We start from the raw sequence: 17,117 nt of genomic DNA, 5'->3' as shown, positions 1-17,117 counted from the left end.
CTGTCTACCTCCTCGAGGGCAGCACCGGATGTCAGAAGCGCGCGTCGCAGCGGCGGCGCAGCCTGGCCCGCCACTCCATGTACGCGGGCAGTTCCGTCGACGTCAGCAGGTCTTCGGCGTCGGTGTCGGTCCAGCCGGCGGCGGTCTCCGCCGAGACGCCGACCAGGCGCTGGCAGGCCAGCGTGGTGTGCGCGGGCACGATGCCGGCGCGGACCCGGGCGCCGGCGGCGAAGGTGACGCCCTGGCGCAGGTGCGCGGCGTGCACGCCGGCGTGGACCGGCAGCCGGTCCATCTCCTCTTCACTGACCCCGCCGGCGTAGCCGCAGGCCAGCCCGACGCCGCTCCACAGCGGAGCGCGGGCGGCGAACGGCTGCCGTTCGATCGCGGCGGCGATGCCGTCGACGTCGGCGGACTCGAGGAACCACAGCGCCCGCCCGCAGCCGGCGACGACGGCCTCCCAGCGCTCGCCGCTGTGGCGCGCGCAGCGCCGGGTCAGCGCCGCCGGCCCGCCGAAGAACGTCTCGGCGAAGCCGGCGCCGTCGAGCGCCAGCCAGCGCAGCAGCGGGGCCACCGGCAGCCTGGGCAGCGGCAGCCGCATCGGCGCGAAGGTCCAGCCGGCGCCGACGTGGATCAGGTGGGTGTAGCCGTCGCCGGGGCCGGCGAGCAGCCGGCTCAGGGCCTGCCGGCGGGCCGGTACGACGTCGAGCATGGAGGCGAACATCGCGGCGCCCTCGTACGCGAACCCGCGTTCCTCGGCGGTGACCGCCGCGAGCGGGCCGTGCAGATCACCGCGGTTGCGGGCGGCGAGGTTGAAGCCGGTGAGGAAGCTGCGGGCGTGCCGTTCGAGCAGCGCGCGGGATTCCGGGCGGGTGCACCGGAAGCCGCGGTGCGCGAAGTCGGCCATGCGCATCGGCAATGGCCAGGACTGCACGGGAAACGCGCCGAGATCATTGGACGCAGGCTTGTTGGCTTTCTGCAACACGTGGTCCTCCAGTGTGAGCCAACCACTGCCAATTGATTATCATCGAATATTGGCAGCAGTCAAGTTTCATTGACAGCTTCTGTCAACTCGGTCCGCACGCCGCTCCACAACTCGGCTGTGAGCAGGCATTACAGGTCAGCTCACCGGCTGGCCAGGGCCGCCATCGCAGCCACCGCCGAATCAATTTCGTCATAAGTGTTGTAAAGGTGCGGCGAAACGCGTATTGCGAATCGCATACCTGAATTGTTCGGCGTCGCGAACCCGGTCACCGAGGTCGCGATCCGGTATTCGTCGCGCAGCCGGGCGGCGAACTCGCCGTACCGCGCCATTTCCGCGGGCCCGTCAGCGGCCTCGGGAAACGGTGTGAAGGCGATCATCCCGCAGCGCAGCCGGGCGTCCTCGACCGAGTTGTAGAGCGCCGCCGTACCGAAGTGCTCGGCGACACCGGACAGCAGCCGGTCGCCGAGCGCACGGACGTAGCGGCCGATCTCGGCCCGCCCGATCCGGTCCCAGAGCTGACACGACAACCGCAGGGCGGCCGCCCGCGACAGGTCGACGGTGTCGGCGCGCTGCATCAGGTCGGCCAGGTCGTACGCGGGCTCGGTTGTGGTGGTGCGCGGCGGCAGGCCACCCTGTGCCGGGTACGCCAGCGACGGCGCCGGCCAGAAGGCCGGCAGCGGAAGCGGGTTGTGCCGGGGCAGCACCCGGTTGCGGGCGTAGACGAAGGCGGTGCCCTGCGGGCCGCACTGGAACTTCGCCCCCGACCCGGTCAGGAAGTCCACCCCGAGCGCGTGCAGGTCGAGTTCGAGCTGCCCGGCCAGTTGCGCACCGTCGACCACCGACACCAGGCCGTGCCGGTGGGCGAGTTCGGCCAGCAGCCGGCTGGGGAAGACGGTCCCGGTGGTCAGGCTCACCGCCGGCCACTGGAGGACCCGGGTACGTGGCCCGATGGCGGCCGCGAAGGCGGCGACGATGTCCTCGGCCCGCTGCTCCGGCCCGACCCGCAGCGCGGCCCGGCGGACCACCACGCCACGCCGGTTGACCAGCGCGTTGAGCGGGGCACGGATGGTGAAGCACTCGTGGTCGGTGCTGACTATCTCGTCGCCCTCGGCCAACTCCAGTCCGTTGAGGACCCTCGTGTTGGCGTCGATGGCGCTGCCGGCGACACAGATCTCGTCCGGCGCGCAGCCGTAGCCGCCGGCCAGGACGGTCCGCACGTCGACCAGGGCGCTGTCGTCGTACGGGTCGCGCGGGACGCGGGCGAGTTCCCGGTCGGCGACCCCCAGCCGGTCCAGGGCCGCCCGGGGCGGTGAGCCCACGGTGGCCGTGTCGAGGTGGACGGTCGACGGGTCGAGCAGGAACAGCTCGCGAATCCGGCGCCAGACCGTGGGGTCGTCCAGCGATCCGCCGGTCCCCTCCGGCACCCGGTGCTCCGTACCGGCCGTGTCTGTGGTCACCTCGACGTCCTCCTTCGTCCCGCCGGGACGGCCGGTCAGCCGGCCCGGATCGCGCTGAGCAGGTCCTCCAGCAGGTCCGCCGGGTCCTCGATGCCGACGGAGAGGCGGATCAGGTCGTCGGTCACGCCGGACCGCAACCGGACCTCGCGGGGAATCGGCCGGTGGGTCATCAGCGCCGGGCACTCGATGAGCGACCGCACGCCGCCGAGGCTGACCGCGCAGGCGAACAGCCCGGTACGGGTCATCAGCTTCTCCGGGTCGGCGCGGTACTCGAAACTGATCATCGAGCCGGGGCCGGCCATCTGCCGGCGGGCGACGTCGTGACCGGGATGGTCGGAGAGCCCCGGGTAGTGCACCCGGCCGACGAGCGGCTCCCGGGTGAGCGCCTCGGCGATCACCCGCGCGGTCCGGGCCTGCCGCTCGACCCGCAGCGAGAGCGTCTTCAGGCCGCGGTGGACCAGGTAGCAGTCCAGCCCGCCGGGCACGTTCCCGGCGGTGGTGCGGTGTTCGACGAAGGCCGCGTGCAGCGCCGGGTCGGCGCAGACCAGGGCGCCGCCGATCACGTCGAGGTGGCCGGCGATGGACTTGGTGGTGCTGTAGACGCTGACGTCGGCACCGAAGCGCAGCGGCTGCTGCCCCGCCGGGCTGCACACGGTGTTGTCGACCACGACGAGCGCGTCCCGCCGGTGGGCCCGGGCCGACACGTCGGCCAGGTCGGCGATCTTCAGCAGCGGGTTGGTCGGCGACTCGACCCACACCATCGCCAGGTCGGGAAACCGGTCGGGATCGGACAGCGCCGCCACGACCGTCGGATCGGTCAGGTCGGCGTGCTCGACGTGTATGCCGTACCGGCGCAGGGTCTGCATGAGCGACCAGGTGCCGCCGTACACGTCGTCGGAGGCGACCAGGCGCTGGCCGGGCCGCAGCAGCGAGAGCACGGTCGCGGTGGCCGCCTGGCCGGAGGAGTAGACACTGGCGTGCTCGACGTCCTCCAGCGAGGCGAGCGCCGCCTCCAGGGCCTCCCGGGTCGGGTTCTCGCCCCGCCCGTAGAAGTAGCGGGGCGTGCCCTGCGCCGACCGCTCGTACGTCGTCGCCAGGTGCAGCGGCGGGACCACGTCCCCGGTTCCGGGCGTGGGGGTCTGGCCGACGTGCACCAGCCGGGTGTCGAACCTCATCCGCCCGCCCCCGGCGCGACGGCCCGCACGCAGTACGCCGTCGACGGCAGCTCGACCCGGCCGTCCCCGTTCACGAACCGCCGCGCGGCCCGCCCGACCGCCGCCCACACCGCCGGGTCGTCGACCGAGCCGCGGTGCTCCTGGATCACCTGGCGCATCCGGGGCGGCAGCACGTCGCGGGTGAACCGGACGAAGTCGTCGACCGAGTCGAGCACGAACGGCACGACCTGCTCGTGCACCGTGACGTCGCGCAGCCCGGCGGCGGTGAACTCCGCCACCACCTGCTCCGGGTCGGCCATCGTGAACGGGCCGGGTCCCGGTGGTGGCGGCGCCAGCGCGAGTTCGGCGGAGACGACCGCGAAACCCAGACTGATCATGGGTACGGCCGGCGGTGGTCCCCACACGGCGGCGGCCAGTACGCCACCGGGCACCAGCAGTCGCCGCACCTTGGCGAGGTTGTCGACCCGGTCGGCGGCGAACATCAGCGACCAACGGGCCAGTACGGTGTCGAACCGCTGGTCGGCGAGTTCCGGCGCGGCGACGTCGCCGACCACGAAGTCCACCCCGAGCCCGGCGCACCGCTCCCGGGCCGCCTCGATCATCACGGGCGAGGGGTCGACGCCGACCACCCGGCCGTCCGGTGCGACGAGTCCGGCGGCGGTACGCGCCGGTTCGCCCGCCCCGGTGCCCAGGTCCAGCACCCGCCGGCCGGACGCCACCCCGCCGAGCGCGACCAGCCGGTCGGTCACCACGGCGGCGCCCCGCTCGAACGGCACCGTCCAGGTCCGCCAGCCGGCGGCGACCGCGTCCCAGTTGGCCCGCTGCTGGCGCAGTACGGCCGCCGTCTCCAGTGCCGAAACCATGGCCGCTAGCTCCTCTCGTCGCGGTTCACAGGAACCGGGTGGTGGGCTGCTCGGTGGTCCAGAAGCCGGGGCGTACGGTGCCGAGCGCCTCGATCACGCGCTCGACCTCCGACCAGGTGTTGTAGGCGGCGAACGACACCCGCACCGTGCCGACCAGGCCCAGGCTGTCCAGGAAGGTGCTGGCGCAGTGCACGCCGCAGCGCACCGCGATCTCGTGCTGGTCGAGGTGGCCGCCGACGTCGTACGGGTGTAGCCCGTCCACCGCGAAGGAGACGATGCCGCTCGGGTCGAGCCCGGGGTCGCCGATGATCCGTACCCGGTCCAGCCGGCCCAGTTCGCGGACCGCGCCGCGCACCAGGTCGGCGTCGTGGGCGCGCAGCGCGTCCCAGCCGATGCCGTCGACGTAGCGCAGCGCGGCGGCGAGCCCGATCGCGCCGGCGACGTCCGGCGTGCCGGCCTCCATCCGGCTGGGCAGTGGCTGGTAGGCGACCGGCTCCTCGAACGAGACGCCCTTCACCGTGCCGCCGCCGACCTGGTACGGCCCCATCGTGGCGAACAGTTCGCGCCGGCCGTAGAGGATGCCGATACCCATCGGGCCGTAGACCTTGTGGCCGGAGAAGCAGTAGAAGTCGGCGTCGAGGTCGCGTACGTCGACCGGGCGGTGCGGGACCGCCTGCGCCCCGTCGACGACGGTCACCACGTCGTGCCGGTGGGCGGCGGCGATCATCTCCCGGACCGGGTTGACGGTGCCGAGCACGTTGGACACGTGGGAGAAGGCCGCGATCCGCACCCGCGGGCCCAGCGCCGCGGCGAAGTCGGCCGTCTCCACCACGCCGGCCGCGTTCACCGGCACGACGACGAGTTCGGCGCCGGCCTGCTCGCACAGCCGCCGCCACGGCAGCAGGTTGCTGTTGTGCTCCATCGCGGTCACCACGATCTGGTCGCCCGCGCCGACGAGCCGCCGGCCGAGCGTCTCGGCCACCAGGTTGGTGGCGGCGGTGGTGCCGCTGGTGAAGACGATCTCGTCGGGGTGCTCCGCGCCGATCCAGGCGCGTACGGTCTCCCGGGCCTGCTCGAACAGTTCGGTGGCGGCCAGGCCCAGCCGGTGGTAGCCACGGCCGACGTTGCTGTTGGCGTGGCGGTAGTAGTCGACGATCGCGTCGAGCACGGCGGTGGGCTTCTGGGTCGTGGCGGCGTTGTCCAGGTAGGCGAGCGACCCGCCCCCTGACTGCAACAGCGGGAAGTCCTGCCTGACCGCCGCGAGCCGCCGGTCGTCCAACCTGGAATCTTGCATCTGGGTCATGCTGGCTCCCGGTAGTGGAACATGCTGACAAACTGGTCGATGTAGCCCTGGGGGAACGGAAACACCTTCTGTTGCGCGTACGGCCGGCTGGCCGGCGACCGGTAGCCGGGTTCGGTGGGTGCGGGCAGCCGCCCCCGCGGGTCGCGCAGGTGCGGGCCGTAGAAGAACCAGCAGAGCTGCCCGACGTGCTCGACGAAGAGCACCGGGTGCAGTTCGGCCGGATACATGTGCAGATGGCAGTACGTCGCCTTGAACTCGCCGACCGGCCCGAAGCTGTTGCCGAACATGACGTGACCGAAGATGTCGTGGACCGCGCGGAAGACGTCGTTGTGGCTGAGCTCGACGCCGTCGATCACCACACCGGACGGCTCGCGCAGCGGGTGGAACCCGGTCGGCGCGGCCGGCCCGTGCCCGGAGCTGGTGAGGTAGACGTAGAGCACGCCGGTCTCGCGGACGCCGGTGATCAGTTCCCGGGAGCCGTGGTACGGCTGGCCCGGTGCCGACCACGGCCGGACCTCGATGCCGGCGTCGACGATGGCCCGGAACTGGCGCCGGTTCTCGGCCTTCAGTCCTTCGTAGAGTTCGGTCAGCCGCGGATCGAGCCCGAGCATGGGGGCGCGGTCGAAATACTCGGCCACCGCGCGGCAGTAGTCGGCGTCGAGGCGTACGGCGACGTCGGCGAGCCGGGCGAGGGCGGGGCCGCCCGGGGCGCCGGGGGGCGTACGGCTGTCCACGTAGGTCTGCGCCACGACGGCCAGGTCCACCTCGGCGGGCACGCCGGCGGCGCCGCCGGCCGTGGGCAAGCGGCGTCTGGAGACGGACCCAGCAGCCATGCCCGTAAGTTATGGGACGCCTGATCAGCCGGCCAGACATCCGTTAGCGGGGCGAAAGACGTACGGCGTGGGATGTGTCGCCGGCCTGGGGCCGTACGCCCGGCGACGGTGGCGGGTCGGGTTCCGGTGGCAGAAGAAGGCGGGCAGGTTAACAACCCCGCCATCTCCGGTAGTGAAAAGAACGCTATTGCATATGTTCTGCCGACATAACGGGCACACTGTCTCTTTACTTTGGCATAGCGAACCTCCGGAGACATCGATTAACCTTGACCATGTTCCACCTGGGCCAAGATCGAGTTTTGCATTACGGTGGGGGGCGGGCATGGAAGGCCAGCAGCCGGACGAGCACTCACGATGTCGATCCACCTCGCTCGATAGCGTCGACGGACCGCCCACCGACAGCCCTCCCGCCAGCGAACCGGGGCCCCTGCCGTGGCTGCGCCGCTGCCAGGACCTTCTCGTCACCAAGGCCCGCGGAAACCAGACCAATGCCACCGATCGGCATCGCGACCTGTGCTGGTCGCATGCCAGCGACCTCGGTTCGGCGATGCTGGAATACGCCCGCCACACCGGTGACGACAAGCGTCTCGACAATGCGATCGAACTACTCGAACACGCCTGGTCGCAGACCTCGGTGGGCAGCGCCCCGCGCCAGACGGTGGCCGCCAGGCTGGGTCTGGCCTTCTATACCCGATTCCAGCGCAGCGGTCGCATCGTGGATCTGGACACGATCATCGCCCGGCTCGACGGCGCGGCCGGCGAGCCGTGGAGCGCCGTGGCCGACGCGACCGACGAGCGTCCCGCCGAGCAACTGCTCCCCACGGCGGACCTCGACCCGGCGCTGGCCGGGCAGCCGGCGGCCGGTGTGACCGGCCCGGACCGGGGCGCCGACCACCGTCACTCGATCCGCCGGATCACGCCGGTGCCGCTGCCGCGCTGGTCCGAACTCAGCGCGCAGCTCGCGTTCCGTCAGGCCGCGCCCACCGCCGGATGGCCGATCAACTGAGCACACCCGGCCCGCGACCAACGGCTACCATGCGGTTCCGCAGTGATGACTTGCTGTGATCAACTTGTCAAGTCAGTGATCCTAAGTTGACTTTGCCTGTGATTGAGTATTGAAGGGGCACCTCTGTCCACCCATTGTTCGACTACTATGGGTGCACCATCGGTCCTCTCCACTACTCGTCTCCACCCGCTGTTAACGCATCTCACAGGCTGGCAGTCATGATGGATTCAGGTTCGACCCGGACACCCGACGCGTCCTCACAGCCGCAGTCATTCGGCACCCGGCTGCGGCTGCTACGCCTCGATCGCGGCCTACGTCAGCGCGACCTCGCCGGTGAACACCTATCCGCCAGCTATATCTCTTTTCTTGAGTCCGACCGTCGCGCGCCCACCGAGCGGGTCGTCCGCCAGCTCTCCGAGCGCCTGACCTGTCGCCCTGAGGATCTGTGGATGCCACCCCAAGCCGACCAGCCCACGCCGGGAACCGCCACCGTCGAACTCAAGCTGGCCAGGGTGTCACTTCTCGCCGGAGAGCTGGACCAGGCCCGGACGGCGTACGCCGAGCTGGCCGACGCCCACCCGACCGTCCCGGCGGTGTTCGGCGAGGCGACCCTCGGGCTCGCCCAGGTCGAGGAGGCGGCCGGCCGCTCCACCGAGGCGGCCCGGCACTACGAGACCTGCCTGGCCGCGGAGACCGACACCGGCTACAGCAACCGGCTGTCGGCCGGCCTCGGGCTGTCCCGGTGCCTGGCCCAGCTCGGCCGGGCGGAGCAGGCGCTCGCGGTGGCCCGGTCCACCGCCAACCACATCGAGCAGATCGGCCTCGACCGTTCCGACGTCGGGGTCGAGATCCGCGCGATCATCGCCAGTGTCCAGTGTGAACTCGGTGAGCCCGGGCTCGCCCGCAAGCCCATCGCCGAGGCGCTGGAGATCGTTCCGGAGATCACCGACCGGCACGACCTGATGGCGGTCTACCACCGGGCCAGCGCCACGGCCGCCGAGGCCGGACACCCGGGGCGGGCCATGGAGCTTCTCGGCCGGGCCATCGACGCCAGCCTCGGCCACGACCACCAGCGGATCATCGGGATGCTCCGGGCCCTCTACGGCGGCCTCTTGCTGCGCCAGCCCCCGGTCGACCCGGAGCTGGCCCACGAGATCCTCACCCAGGCCCTGGTCGACCTCGGGTCGACCGGCAGCGTGCTGGAGATCATCCGGTGCCGCAACGACCTGCTCTCGGCACTGATCCTGCTCGACCGCCCCGACGAGGCGGTCAGCGGTGCCCGCGAGCTGCTGGACAGCACGGCGGGCCGGTCGACCCCGGAACGGATCGACACGCTGCTGCTGCTGGCCGCCGCCCAGTCCATCCTCGCCGACACCGACGGCGCCCGGACCACCTGCCGGACCGCCCGCGACGAGCTCGAGGAGCTGGCCGACTCGGCACAGACGTCCCGGCTCTGGTCCCAGCTGGGCGAGGCGATGACCCAGGTCGGCGAGACCGATGCGGCGATCGTCGCCTACCGCCGCGCCATCCAGAGCCTCGGTGTCGAGATGACCCCGGCACTGCGGCCGGCCCGCCCCGCCGACGACGACCGCCCCGCTCCCCCGGGCCGGGCGACCCGCACCCCCCGCCAGGACCGTCGGCCCCGCCGGCCGGACCGCTGACGTACCGCGCGCCAGCGGCGGCGTGGGTCGGCCGGTCGGCGGATCAGCCGCCCGCCCGGTCCGCGCCGGCCCCGGCGGCCCGCTCCGTCAACCGGAAGAAGACCGCGTCCAGGCTCGGCTGACGCAGCGCCACGTCCTCCACCACCAGCCCGGCGGCGTCGAGCTGGCGTACGACCACCGGCAGGGTGATCGCACCGGTCGGCACGGCGACCCGCACCGTACGCTGATCATGGTCGATCTCCGGCTCGGCGCTGGCGAAGCCGGCCAGGATGCCGGCGGCGGCGGCCAGTTCGGCGGTTTCCCGGAGCACCACGTCGACCCGGATGCCGATGGCCGACTTCAGCTCCGCCGGGGTGCCCGCGGCGAGCTCCCGGCCCTGGTCGACCACCACGATCTGGTCGGCGAGACTGTCGGCCTCGTCGAGGTACTGCGTGGTCAACAGCACCGACGTGCCGGCCGCGACCAGGTCGGCGATGTGCCGCCACATCTGCCGCCGGCTGCCGGGGTCGAGCCCGGTGGTCGGCTCGTCGAGGAAGAGCACCGGCGGCGCGGTGATCAGGCTGGCCATCAGGTCGAGGCGGCGGCGCATGCCGCCCGAGTAACCCTTCACCGGCCGGTCGGCCTCGCCGGCGAGGTCGAAGCGCGCGAGCAGCTCGGCGGCCCGCGCCTTCGCGGTCCGGTCGTCGAGGTGGTGCAGCCGCCCGAAGACCCACAGGTTCTCCCGGCCGGTCAGGTCGTCGTCCACCGCCGCGTACTGCCCGGCGAGGCCGATGTTGCGACGTACGGTCTCGGCCTCGCGCACCACGTCGTAGCCGGCCACCCGGACCTGGCCGGCGTCCGGCCTGGTCAGCGTGGTCATCACCCGTACGGCGGTGGTCTTGCCGGCGCCGTTGCGGCCGAGGAGCGCGCAGACCGTTCCGGCCGCCACCCGCAGATCCAGCCCGCGCAACGCGTGCGTACGCCGGAATCGCTTGTGCAGCCCCTCGACCTCGATCGCACAGTCGGAGATCAACCAGATCACCCATCCCGCAGCGGGCCGCCAGGGTCGTACACCGCCGGCCGGGGTGCCCGTCACTCCACTGTGCCGCAGCGGTGGCCGGGGACCGACAGACCTGTCAGCCGGCCGAAGGTTCGCTCAGGCGTGGCATCCGCCGCCGGTCGGCTCGGGGTGGCTGGCGTACCAGTCGCCGCGCCCCTGCGGCAGCAGGTCGAGCACCGGCCAGGTCGCGCAGATCGGGTCGAGGCCGCGGGAGTCGCCGCCGTCGCCGGCGTGGTAGGGCGTCGCCTCCGGGTCGGCGGGGTCGGTCAGGTCGGCCGTCCCGTGCCAGTGCACCCGCAGGTCGGCGCCGTCGCGGCGGTAGACGGTGGCCGCCGGCACCATGTCGCCGCCGGGCAGGCGCAGGCCGAGCTGGTCGCTCAGGTCGCCGGGGCGGGTCGAGTAGACCGGCACCCGGTGCCAGCCCCGGGCGTGGGCCAGGGCGGCGAGCCGGTCCGGGGCGGCCGGGGCGAGCACGGCGACGCCGGTGTTCTCGCGCAGGTGCGGCGCCAGCGGGTCGAGCCCGTCGATCCACATCGCACACATCGGGCACGGCTCGGGCCAGTCCTGGTCGAACATCAGGTTGTAGGTGAACAGCGTCGGGTGCCCGTCGAACAGTTCACCCAGCGAGGTCACGGTGCCGTCGAGGGCGGTGAGCGGGGTGTCGGCGGCGACCACCGGACCGGGCGGCAGTGCCCGGCGCAGGGCCGCCACCCGCTCGGTCGCGTCGCGCAGCTCGCGCTCCGCGGTGAGCAGCGCCGCCCGCGCCGTACGGTAGTCCCCGGACACTGCGCGGTTGAGCTGCCCGATGGTCTCGGTCACGGTGTCTCCCCCTCAGCCGTCGGCATGGCCGGTCACCGGCGACCGGCCGGCGCAACCATCGTATAGCGGACGAACCGGCGGGTAACGCAGCACGCCGGGGGTGCCACCGGTCCGTCCGTGGCACCCCCGACGTCGACACACTCACTGCACGTGCGGTGGCGGCGATCCCCAGGTGACCACGACCATGACCAGCGTCATGACGATGGTGATCCCGAGTGCGATCGTCCGGACCCGGGAGACCGTACGGGACGGGATCTTCCAGGCGTCGATGGACCACTTGCCGGCGCCGGCCAGCAGGACGGCGAGCCCGCAGGCGAGCACCGCCAGTTCCCACTCGAACCCGCCCGGCATGAAGAAGCCGACCCCGAGCTTGAGCGACGCCGAGGTGGCCATCATGATCACCACGAGCGAGGCGCCGAGCGCGGTGAACACCCCGAGCAGCAGGGCGAGACCGGCGAGCGTCTCGGTCACGGCGAGGATCCAGGCGAACACCGTCGAGGCGCCGCCGAATCCCTTCGGCTCCAGGTATCCGGCCATCTTGGCGGTGTCCCATCCGGTCCACACGCCGAAGAGGTTCTGGAGACCGTGCAGAAGGTAGGTGCTGCCCACGGCCAGCCGCAGCACGAGCAACGCCGAGGCGACCCAGTTGTCCTGGGTGGTCGCGTCGGCGGGGCCTCGCCGCGCGGTCACGGTCGCGGTTGAACCGGCACTGTCACTGTCCACTTCGCCGCCCCAGTGCCCCGGACGGACCGCATCACTAGTCATGGATTGACGCTAACGACGCCGTACGGCCCTCGGTGCACATCTGTCGGTGCGGCGAAAGCCCCTCGCCCGCCGGCACCCCCGTCGGCCCGGCGGGCGCTGTCCGTACGGCGAAAGATTCCGGTCCCGGACAACGGTTTTTCGTTATAAAGAGGACCGACCAGGGGGGGGTGAGCCAGATGCAGTCGCTGCACCTCGCCGACGCGGGCGGTGCCCTTCGCTACCACGACCTGCCCGGCACCGGGCCCGCCGGCGTCTACATTCCGGGGCTGGCCTGCTCGGCGTCGGCCGACTTCCCGGAGACCGCGGCGCATCCGGCGATCCGCGACCGGCGGTGGATCCTGGTCGACCCGTTCGGTGTCGGGTTCAGCGACCGGCCGGCCGACTTCTCCTACACGATCGAGGCCCACGCCGCGACCGTCGCCGCCCTGCTCGACCACCTCGGCCTGACCGGCTGCGCGGTGGTCGGCAGCAGCATGGGTGGCGCCGTCGCGATCACCCTGGCCACCGCCCGGCCCGACCTCGTCGGATACCTGCTGCTCGCCGAACCGGCGCTGGACCGGGGGCGCGGCATGCTCAGCCCCTACCTGGCCGACCTCGACGAGGCGGAGTTCGTCGAGCGCGGCCACCGGGAACTGGTCGAGATGCTGGCGAAGGCCGCGGCCGACGGGCACACCGGGGCCGGCAACTTCGCCGCCGCGGTCCGGGCCGCCGCACCGCACGCCATGCACCGCAGCGGCCGCTCGCTGCGGCAACCCCGCGACCCCGGTTTCCGGGACCAGCTCTACCGGCTGCCGATGGGTCGGGCGGTGGTGGTGGGCGCCCGCTCCGGTGTCGACGTCGGCGCCTTCGCGGCGCACGGCATCCCGGCGTACGAGGTGCCCGACGCCGGTCACTCCATGATGGATGAAAACCCGGCCGGCTTCGCCACGGCGCTCGCGGCGGGCCTCGCCGGCTGGCGGTGACGCGCCACCGACCGATGTGCCCCCGGCGGAAGGAGAGTGCGATGTCGAAGAAGCTCCTGGTTCCGGTGCTCGGCATGCTGGGGCTCACCCAGGTCCGGCACGTGGCCCCGGTCCGCCGAGGCGCGGCGCGCGGCCTGGTCGCCGAGGTCTACCGGCAGCTGGAGCGCGACTTCGGGGTGCTGGCGCCGCCGGTCGCGCTGCACGCCCCGGCACCCGAGGTGCTCGCCGCCTGCTGGCTGCTGCTGCGCGAGACCGTGATCGTCGAAGGCGCCGTCGACCGGCTGACCAAGGAGACCATCGCGGCCGCGGTGTCGCGGGCCAACACCTGCCCGTACTGCATCACCGTGCACGACGAGATGTCGCAGAGCCTGGGCCGGCAGGCGATGCTGCCCGGCGCGCGGGCCGGCCGGCCCGACCCACGCCTCGACGCCATCGCGGACTGGGTGACGACGCCGTCCCCCGGGCGGGAGTTGCCCTTCCCGCCCGCACACACGCCGGAGATCGTGGGCAGCGCGGTGCTGATGCACTACCTGAACCGGGTCGTCAACGTGCTGCTGTACGACATTCCGCTGCCGCCCGGGGTGCCGCGCCAGGCGTTGGGGCCGGTCATGAAGGTGCTCGGCCGGCTGATCGTCGGGCAGGCCCGTCGACCGCACCCCGCCGGCCACTCGCTCGGCCTGCTGCCGGCCGCCGAGCCACCCGCCGACCTGTGGTGGACCGCGCCGAACCCGAACGTCGCCGCGGCGTTCGGCGCCGCCGTCGCCGCCGTCGAGGCCGCCGCCACCCGGGCGGTTCCCGCCCCCGTACGCGAACTCGTGCGGCGTGAACTCGACGCCTGGGACGGCACCGCCCGGCCGCTCGACCCGTCCTGGCTGGCCGGACCGGTGGCCGGGCTGGCGGAGGCCGACCGCCCCGCCGGCCGGCTGGCGATGCTGGTCGCGTTCGCCGCCTACCGGGTGGACCAGCCGGCCGTCGACGCGTTCCGACGAACCGGTGCCACCGACGCCGACCTGGTCGCGCTCTGCGCGTGGGCGGCGCTGGCCGCCAGCCGCCGGATCGGCGCCCGGCTGGCCGGCCCCCGCGACGGTGCCGGCTTCCCCGGCGAGCCGGCCCGCCACCCCTGAACCGCCCGCCGGGTGGCCCGGCCCGGGCGGGCCGGGCCACCCGCGCCGATCAGCGCAGGCCGTTGCGGATGGCGACCCGGATCAGCGTTTCCGGGTCGTCGGTGATGATCCCGTCGACCCCGAGATCGATCACCCGCTGCATGATCACCGGGTCGTTCACCGTGTACGGCACCACCTTCAGCCCGTCGCGCCGCTGGAGCACCGGCACGTCCGGCCCGTGGTAGTAGGCCGGGTTCTCCCGCAGGTACCAGTCGGCCGAGGCGACCGTGCCCTGCCCCGGGTCGTGCACCTGCCAGTTCGCCGAGACCGTGCCGGCCCCGGCGGCGCGGACCAGCTTGCCCAGGTCACGGTGACGCCACCAGTCCAGGCCACCGGTCCAGGGGCTCCGCACCGACGGGTCGCCGTACACCGTTCGGAGCGAGCACTCGTCGGCGAGGCCGGCGCACTCGGTGGGGCCGTACTGCCAGACCAGGGCGACCGTCTCGATCCGCGGGTTGAGCTTCTTGGCGTGCCGGATGGTCCGCCAGTCGAAGGACTGGATGGTGACCCGGTCGACGAAGCCCGCCTTCTCGACGGCCCGGACCAGCTTCGCCGTGAGGTTGCGGTACGGGGCCGTGTCCGCCACCAGCGGGCTGATCTTGGTTTCGATGTTCAGCCGTACGTCGGGCCGGTCGCTCCCCTTCACCAGCGAGAAGACCTCGTCGAGGGTGGGGATGCGGGCGCCGGGCACCGGCACCTGGGTCGGCTCGGTCGTCTTCGAGCCGCAGTCGATCGTCTTGATCTGCTTCAGCGTCAGTTCCCGGACCGGCTTGCCGACGTACGGGAACTTCGGGTCGCGGGGACGGACCGGTGCGGTGTCGACGCAGTGCGAGCCGTTGACGGTGCGGTCGTGCGACACCACCAGGTGGCCGTCGGACGTCACGCCGGTGTCCAGCTCCAGAGTAGAGATGTCCTTGTTGGACAGTGCGTTCGCGAACGCCGGCAGGGTGTTCTCCGGCCGGGTCGCCTTGCCGCCCCGGTGCGCCTGGATGTCGAACGGTGCCGTGTACGCCTTCGGCAGCCGGTAGCCGCGACCGGCGATCAGCCCGCGCAGCCGGTCCGGGTAGTCGGTGATGATCCCGTCCACCCCGTCGTCGATCAGCTTGGCCATCGTCGGTACGTCGTTGACCGTCCACGGCACCACCTTGATGCCGTTGCGGTGGGCGTGGTCGACCATCTCCTTCGTCACGTACGACCGGTAGCCGGGGTCGGCGACCGAGCCGTTCTGCGGGAACCCGTGCACCGGCGAGAAGGTCTTCACCCCGAAGCTCTTGATCGCCTTGATCGGGTCGCCGCCGAAGTCGTCGATGTCGAGGCCGCCCAGCCACGGCGACCGGCCCGGCTGGCCGGTCTGCAGGAAGTCGTAGTTGGTCAGCGCGACCAGCGGCAGCCGGGGCTCGACCTGGCGCATCCGCATCAGCGCGCCCCAGTCGAAGCTCTGGATGGTGACCTGCTTGAGCAGCCCGGCCGCCCGGATCTCGGCGGCGGTGACCTGGACGAACTGCTCGCGGGGTGCGGTCTCGTGCGGCGCGCCGGCCTCGACCTTGGTCTCGACGTTGAGCGTGACGTCGTCGGCGCCGTACCGCTTGACCAGCGCGAACACGTCGCGCAGCAACGGCATCGTGGAGCCCGGCACGGCGAGCTGGCCGGGATGCTCGGGCAGGGTCCGCGTGCCGCAGTCGAGGGTCCGGACCTGCGCCAGGGTCAGCGTGTTGACGTACTTGCCGACGTAGGGGAACTCGGGGTCGCCCGGGGTGACCGGGGCGGTGTCGACGCACTTGTTGGCCGCGACCCGGCGGTCGTGGGTGACCACGGCCTGGCCGTCCTCGGTGATCTGCACGTCGAGTTCGAGCGTGCTCACCCCGAGGCGGAGCGCGTTGCCGAACGAGGCGAGGCTGCTCTCCACCCGCAGGCCGAGCCCGCCCCGGTGGGCCTGCAGGTCGAACGTCTTGCCCTTGGCGGGGGCGGCGAGGGCCGGGGTGCCGGCCAGCACCGTGGCCGCCACCAGCACCGCCGTGGTGATGCGGCGTGTCTTGCGCACGCTGGTCTCCCTCCGCGGCGGGCGGGTCCCGCCGGTCGGCGGCCAGCATGGTGAGGCCGGGCGGCGCGCAGGCGATCGACTGTCGACATCGGCGTGAACCGATGCCGACCACCTCGCATCGATCGGGCTGGTCAGGCGCCGAACCTTGATGTCCGCAATTGCGGTTCCCGGCTTTCGGTGGACGCGGCGTGGTGCCGGCACGGGGCCGGCACCACGCCCGCCGGTCAGGCGAGGGTCTTGAGGTAGCTGTCGAGGACGGCGTACGACTCGGCGGCGCCGTCCTCCATACCGGAGGCGACCATGCCGTCCCGGTCCTCCTTGTTGGCGAAGCGCGACGTGCTCGTCACCACGGTCTGGCCGCCCCGCTCCTCGAACACCACCGTCTCCTCCAGGATGTGGCCGGCCATCGGCTCGTATTCGAAGGTCTGCACGATCCGCTCGTTCGGGACGATCTCCCGGAACTCGCCACGGAACGCGTGGCTCTCGCCGTCCGGGGTGTGCTCGACGTAGCGGTACCTGCCGCCGACCCGGAAGTCGATCTCGACGTCGAGCGGATTGCCCCGGCCCCACCAGTGCTTCAGGTGCTCTGCCTGGGTGTGTGCGGCGAACACCAGGTCACGCGGGGCGTCGACGGCCCGGCTGAGGGTGATCTCGAGGTCGGACGGGTGCTCGACGCTCAGGTCGTTGGTCATCGCGGTTTCTCCTTCAGTTCACGCAGGTAGTCGTCCAACACGTCGTACCGCCCTTCCCAGTGCCGGCGGTACTGGTCGATCCACTCGGCGACGGAGCGGAGCGGGGTGGGGTCGAGTCGGCAGCGCCGCCACTGTGCCTCTCGGGTCCGCACGATCAGCCCGGCCCGCTCCAGCACGTTCAGGTGCTTGGAGACGGCCTGGAGGCTGACCGGAAACGGCTCCGCCAACTCGTTGACCGTCGCGTCGCCCTCGGCCAGCCGGGCCAGGATCGCCCGGCGGGTCGGGTCGGCGAGCGCGGCGAACACGGTGCTCACCGGATCTGCCGTCATCTCTCCTCTCAACCAATTGGTTGATTA

16 protein-coding genes and 1 pseudogene are annotated in these 17,117 nt (G+C 72.2%); 5 read left to right on the top strand and 12 right to left on the bottom strand.

Annotated features, from left to right (window positions below):
• Positions 1 to 31: 31 nt before the first annotated feature.
• From AB0M79_RS26390 to AB0M79_RS26365, 6 genes are all read right to left on the bottom strand, one after another.
• Positions 32 to 910, bottom strand: a complete 879-nt coding sequence (locus AB0M79_RS26390) for a DUF1702 family protein (RefSeq protein ID WP_364218355.1) — start codon at positions 908 to 910, stop codon at positions 32 to 34.
• Positions 911 to 1,122: 212 nt separating this feature from the next.
• The gene (locus AB0M79_RS26385; RefSeq protein WP_364218353.1) at positions 1,123 to 2,439 is read right to left on the bottom strand and encodes an aminotransferase class V-fold PLP-dependent enzyme; all 1,317 of its coding nucleotides are present in this window, start codon (positions 2,437 to 2,439) and stop codon (positions 1,123 to 1,125) included.
• Positions 2,440 to 2,474: 35 nt separating this feature from the next.
• Positions 2,475 to 3,614: an aminotransferase class I/II-fold pyridoxal phosphate-dependent enzyme gene (locus AB0M79_RS26380; protein WP_364218351.1), complete on the bottom strand. Its 1,140-nt coding sequence runs from the start codon at positions 3,612 to 3,614 to the stop codon at positions 2,475 to 2,477.
• A complete protein-coding gene (locus tag AB0M79_RS26375) occupies positions 3,611 to 4,477 on the bottom strand; it encodes a class I SAM-dependent methyltransferase (RefSeq protein ID WP_364218349.1) in 867 nt (288 codons plus the stop codon). The genes AB0M79_RS26380 and AB0M79_RS26375 overlap by 4 nt, the downstream gene beginning before the upstream one ends.
• A 25-nt stretch (positions 4,478 to 4,502) precedes the next feature.
• Positions 4,503 to 5,780, bottom strand: coding sequence for a cysteine desulfurase (locus tag AB0M79_RS26370; RefSeq protein ID WP_364218347.1), 1,278 nt, complete (start codon positions 5,778 to 5,780; stop codon positions 4,503 to 4,505).
• Positions 5,777 to 6,613 carry a crotonobetainyl-CoA--carnitine CoA-transferase gene (locus AB0M79_RS26365; RefSeq protein ID WP_357533074.1) on the bottom strand — a complete coding sequence of 279 codons (837 nt, stop codon included), beginning with the start codon at positions 6,611 to 6,613 and terminating at the stop codon, positions 5,777 to 5,779. The genes AB0M79_RS26370 and AB0M79_RS26365 overlap by 4 nt, the downstream gene beginning before the upstream one ends.
• Positions 6,614 to 6,935: 322 nt before the next feature.
• Here AB0M79_RS26365 and AB0M79_RS26360 point away from each other — a divergent pair, with 322 nt between their 5' ends.
• The 3 genes and pseudogenes from AB0M79_RS26360 (at position 6,936) to AB0M79_RS26350 (ending at position 9,280) form a co-directional block, all read left to right on the top strand.
• A complete protein-coding gene (locus AB0M79_RS26360) occupies positions 6,936 to 7,619 on the top strand; it encodes a hypothetical protein (RefSeq protein WP_364218344.1) in 684 nt (227 codons plus the stop codon).
• A gap of 218 nt (positions 7,620 to 7,837) precedes the next feature.
• Positions 7,838 to 8,053: pseudogene (locus AB0M79_RS26355) on the top strand (helix-turn-helix domain-containing protein); the annotation flags it as partial.
• A gap of 15 nt (positions 8,054 to 8,068) precedes the next feature.
• The gene (locus AB0M79_RS26350) at positions 8,069 to 9,280 is read left to right on the top strand and encodes a tetratricopeptide repeat protein (RefSeq protein WP_364218433.1); all 1,212 of its coding nucleotides are present in this window, start codon (positions 8,069 to 8,071) and stop codon (positions 9,278 to 9,280) included.
• Between the two features lie 43 nt (positions 9,281 to 9,323).
• Here the strand turns inward: AB0M79_RS26350 and AB0M79_RS26345 are convergent, their stop codons facing one another.
• From AB0M79_RS26345 to AB0M79_RS26335, 3 genes are all read right to left on the bottom strand, one after another.
• Complete coding sequence (locus AB0M79_RS26345) at positions 9,324 to 10,292, bottom strand: ATP-binding cassette domain-containing protein (protein ID WP_357533078.1); 969 nt, start codon at positions 10,290 to 10,292, stop codon at positions 9,324 to 9,326.
• A gap of 123 nt (positions 10,293 to 10,415) precedes the next feature.
• The gene (locus AB0M79_RS26340; RefSeq protein ID WP_364218341.1) at positions 10,416 to 11,138 is read right to left on the bottom strand and encodes a DUF899 family protein; all 723 of its coding nucleotides are present in this window, start codon (positions 11,136 to 11,138) and stop codon (positions 10,416 to 10,418) included.
• A gap of 141 nt (positions 11,139 to 11,279) precedes the next feature.
• Complete coding sequence (locus tag AB0M79_RS26335; RefSeq protein ID WP_357533080.1) at positions 11,280 to 11,828, bottom strand: DoxX family protein; 549 nt, start codon at positions 11,826 to 11,828, stop codon at positions 11,280 to 11,282.
• A gap of 251 nt (positions 11,829 to 12,079) precedes the next feature.
• On the opposite strand from AB0M79_RS26335, the gene AB0M79_RS26330 reads away from it, so the two are divergent.
• Together AB0M79_RS26330 and AB0M79_RS26325 are read left to right on the top strand one after the other, a co-directional pair.
• Positions 12,080 to 12,865, top strand: a complete 786-nt coding sequence (locus AB0M79_RS26330; RefSeq protein ID WP_364218338.1) for an alpha/beta hydrolase — start codon at positions 12,080 to 12,082, stop codon at positions 12,863 to 12,865.
• A 41-nt stretch (positions 12,866 to 12,906) separates the two neighbouring features.
• The gene (locus AB0M79_RS26325) at positions 12,907 to 13,989 is read left to right on the top strand and encodes a carboxymuconolactone decarboxylase family protein (RefSeq protein ID WP_364218336.1); all 1,083 of its coding nucleotides are present in this window, start codon (positions 12,907 to 12,909) and stop codon (positions 13,987 to 13,989) included.
• 49 nt (positions 13,990 to 14,038) lie between these two features.
• On the opposite strand, the gene AB0M79_RS26320 is transcribed toward AB0M79_RS26325, so the two are convergent.
• The 3 genes from AB0M79_RS26320 to AB0M79_RS26310 form a co-directional block, all read right to left on the bottom strand.
• Positions 14,039 to 16,069: a glycerophosphodiester phosphodiesterase family protein gene (locus AB0M79_RS26320; protein ID WP_364218334.1), complete on the bottom strand. Its 2,031-nt coding sequence runs from the start codon at positions 16,067 to 16,069 to the stop codon at positions 14,039 to 14,041.
• Between the two features lie 224 nt (positions 16,070 to 16,293).
• Positions 16,294 to 16,761 (bottom strand): SRPBCC family protein, encoded by a 468-nt coding sequence (locus tag AB0M79_RS26315; protein ID WP_364218332.1) that lies wholly within the window; start codon positions 16,759 to 16,761, stop codon positions 16,294 to 16,296.
• A complete protein-coding gene (locus AB0M79_RS26310) occupies positions 16,758 to 17,090 on the bottom strand; it encodes a metalloregulator ArsR/SmtB family transcription factor (RefSeq protein WP_364218330.1) in 333 nt (110 codons plus the stop codon). Before AB0M79_RS26310 ends, AB0M79_RS26315 begins: the two co-directional genes overlap by 4 nt.
• Positions 17,091 to 17,117: the final 27 nt, after the last annotated feature.

Source organism: Polymorphospora sp. NPDC051019 (assembly GCF_040683055.1).
GTDB classification, from domain to species: domain Bacteria; phylum Actinomycetota; class Actinomycetes; order Mycobacteriales; family Micromonosporaceae; genus Polymorphospora; species Polymorphospora lycopeni.
Note: the sequence above shows the minus strand (reverse complement) of the source record. Positions and strands in the feature narration are given on the sequence as shown.